This window comes from Arthrobacter sp. Br18 (assembly GCF_000520555.1).
Classification (GTDB): domain Bacteria; phylum Actinomycetota; class Actinomycetes; order Actinomycetales; family Micrococcaceae; genus Arthrobacter_D.
The window spans coordinates 37,311-39,967 of record NZ_KI914867.1 but is presented as its reverse complement, the minus strand read 5'-3'; the positions used below and the strand labels follow the sequence as shown (position 1 = coordinate 39,967).

The 2,657-nt window shown below is 67.1% G+C and carries 2 protein-coding genes; both read right to left on the bottom strand.

The features are described 5' to 3' along the window. Positions 1 to 216, bottom strand: a 216-nt coding sequence (locus Y704_RS0110580; RefSeq protein ID WP_026550098.1) for an IniB N-terminal domain-containing protein, incomplete at its 3' end; no start/stop codon positions are given. 151 nt (positions 217 to 367) lie between these two features. Then, a complete protein-coding gene (locus tag Y704_RS23465) occupies positions 368 to 2,518 on the bottom strand; it encodes a LuxR C-terminal-related transcriptional regulator (protein ID WP_253904293.1) in 2,151 nt (716 codons plus the stop codon). Positions 2,519 to 2,657 lie beyond the last annotated feature (139 nt).

The following is a 2,657-nucleotide window of genomic DNA, read 5'->3' as shown; positions in this document are numbered from 1 at the left end:
ACCCTTACCGTGGTCGTCGTCCTTCTCGTCCTTGTGCTTCATGGGCGCGTAGTCCTGGACAACAGGCAGGACGGCGTCGACGTCGTCCGTTCCAACGTCGCCGAGGCCGGCCTCGGCGAGAGCAGCTTCGGGATCTTCCTTGAACGCGGCTGCTGCCTCCTCGTCCTTGAAAAGGTTCATGAGGAAATCGAGAAGCGATGTGGCAAGAGTGGTCATCAGAAGTTCCTTTACATCGGTGGTACTGCGTCTGGTCCGCCTGGCCGAAATACCGGGCTTGGTTCAAAATTAGGTTCCGGAGGTCCAGTGGGGCATCGGGGCGGGTACCCCTAACCGAACTCCCCTGCTTAGGGGTTCACCGCCGCGGGCATTAGGGGATCAGGGGGTTGTCCCGCATCGATCCGCCGAGAATCAGGCGCAATCGAGCCAGCAGATCCGAGCGGTTTGCGACCCCGAGGCGGCGACGGATCCTCGCGATGTGGTGCTCGACAGTGCGTGGCGAGATGAAAATCGCTGCACTGATTTCACGGTAGGTGCGGCCTTCGAGCACAAGCTGTGCAATCTCGCGTTCCCGGCCGCTGAGTTCCGACTCGTTAAGAGGTCGAGGCGCGTGGGTTGAGCCTTTTGGCGTCTTACTCGCCGGCGACCGACGACCTGCTTCCCGCGATTCCTCTCGGATGCCACGACCAGCGGCAGTCCCCGGCTCCGGTGTGCTCGCATCGGCCCGCGTCTGGTCCGGACGGAGATCACGGGCGCAGGCAAGCAATCGCGCCATGTCCTTGCGGTCCTGTGCACGGGCTGAAGCGTGGCCGGCCAGCCGCGCACCATCCCACGGAAGCCCCGCTGCCGCCAGGGCCCGGGCAGCCGACTCCACCGCATCGGTGTCGAACTTTCCAGCGAGCACCGACACCCAGGTACGACCGGCGGCCGCAAGGACAGCCGCCAGGGGGTACTGCCCGGAGGCGCGCACCAGCGCGGAGGCATGCGGGGCTAAATCTGCCGGCCGCTCCAGCAGGAGCGCAGCGTGGATAGCAGACCAGTGGAGGGGAACTGCCCACAACGGCGGATCTCCCAGCCTCGCGAGCAACGCCCACGCTTCCGCCACATGGGGTTCGAGTTTATGCGAGTCCCGAAGCCGCGCCGCCGCGATCATCAGCTCCCCCAGCGGAAGGAGGCTGAACAAATCGATCGAGACGTGGAGGACGGCTTCGCTGGCCCGCTGCCATGCATCGATCATGCCGGTGGTGTCCCCGGTGCGCCGCGCAAGACCCACCTCAAGCGCCTGCGCGAGTAACTCGTCCCGCGGCACCAGGCTCGCCACCGCGCCACGCGCTTCAAGGATCGCTTCCCATGCGACAGGCGGCCGATCCTGCACCATGGCGGCCCACGCCGAAAGCAGCAGCAGGCGCGGCCGCTGCGCCTGGCCGCCCTGGCCTCCCTCGAGCGCCGCGGCAAGCACAGAGCTCGCCGTGTCCGGCTCTCCAGCGGAAAGGGCCACGATAGCGGCGAACGACGCCGGCCCTTCCGGCGCGGGAAGGGAACGACCGGAGGCTGTCAGGGTATCCGAGGCACGGATGAGAGTGGGCACGGCCCGGCTTGGCGGCGTCTCAAGGGAGTGCATTGCTCCCTCGCCCATCAGCGACGCCGCAACCGAGCAGAGGGTGGGGGAACCGCCGGGACCCTGTGTGCTGAGCAGGTTTCTTGCTCCCGTTGAGTCGCCGGCGGCCGTGAGCGCGACTGCGGCCAGCGCGGAAAAGGTCCCGGACGCCGGGCCGAACCACCGGTAGACGTCAGCCGCCCGCGACATCATGCCGCGCTGCGCCCAGACGGCCGCCGCAACATGCACTGCCCGCTCAAGATCAGGAGCCTCCCCGGGCTGGCCGGGATCAATCCCTGGCTCCACTGGGGAATTGTTGCTGGCAAGAAGATCGTCGAGGATTCGGCAGGCTCCGTCGAGGTCACCCGTCGCCGCTGCCGCCTCTGCCCTCGGTGCTGCTGTGGCAAGCTCATCAGCGCCTGCCGCTACAGCCTCGTTGAAGAGCGTCAGTGCGAGTTCAGGTTCAGTGGCCAACGCTGCATGTGCAGCTGATTCCAATGCCTGGGCAACGCGCCGGTCCGTCAGTCCTTCCTGGACGAAATCCCTGGCGACCTCCAGCAACGGCAAGCCCTCCGAGCAGAGAGTGTCGACCAGGGATCTCTGGAATCTCCGCACCTGGTGCAGGTCGGCATTCTTCCGTACGAGCTTCTCCACCACCGGAACCGGACGCCCACTGGGAAGCAACAATCCGGCGGACCGCGCCCTCGCGGCCAGCTCCCCGATCGTCTCGCCCGTGCCGTGCAGGAGCGGAGGCACCTGGTCCGGCACCCTGAAGCCGACGCTCGATGCAATCAGCAGCTCCTGCAACGGCATGTCCAGGTCTTGAAGCTCGCCCGCCAGCGACTCCAGAGCTCCCGGACCAGTCACCGCAGCGGCGTCACCGGCGCCGGTCGGCAGGCCCGAGAGAAGCAGGTCGGCCTTCACTCCGCTCCCACCTGCAATGCGGCAGTAGGTTCCGGGCTGATTTCCGGGACGGTCCCGCCGGAAAGGACCTCCGCGGCCGGTGCGGCGGAAGCAGTTGGCGTGTCTGCGGTCGGATCGGCGGACGCGGAAGGCGGGTCCG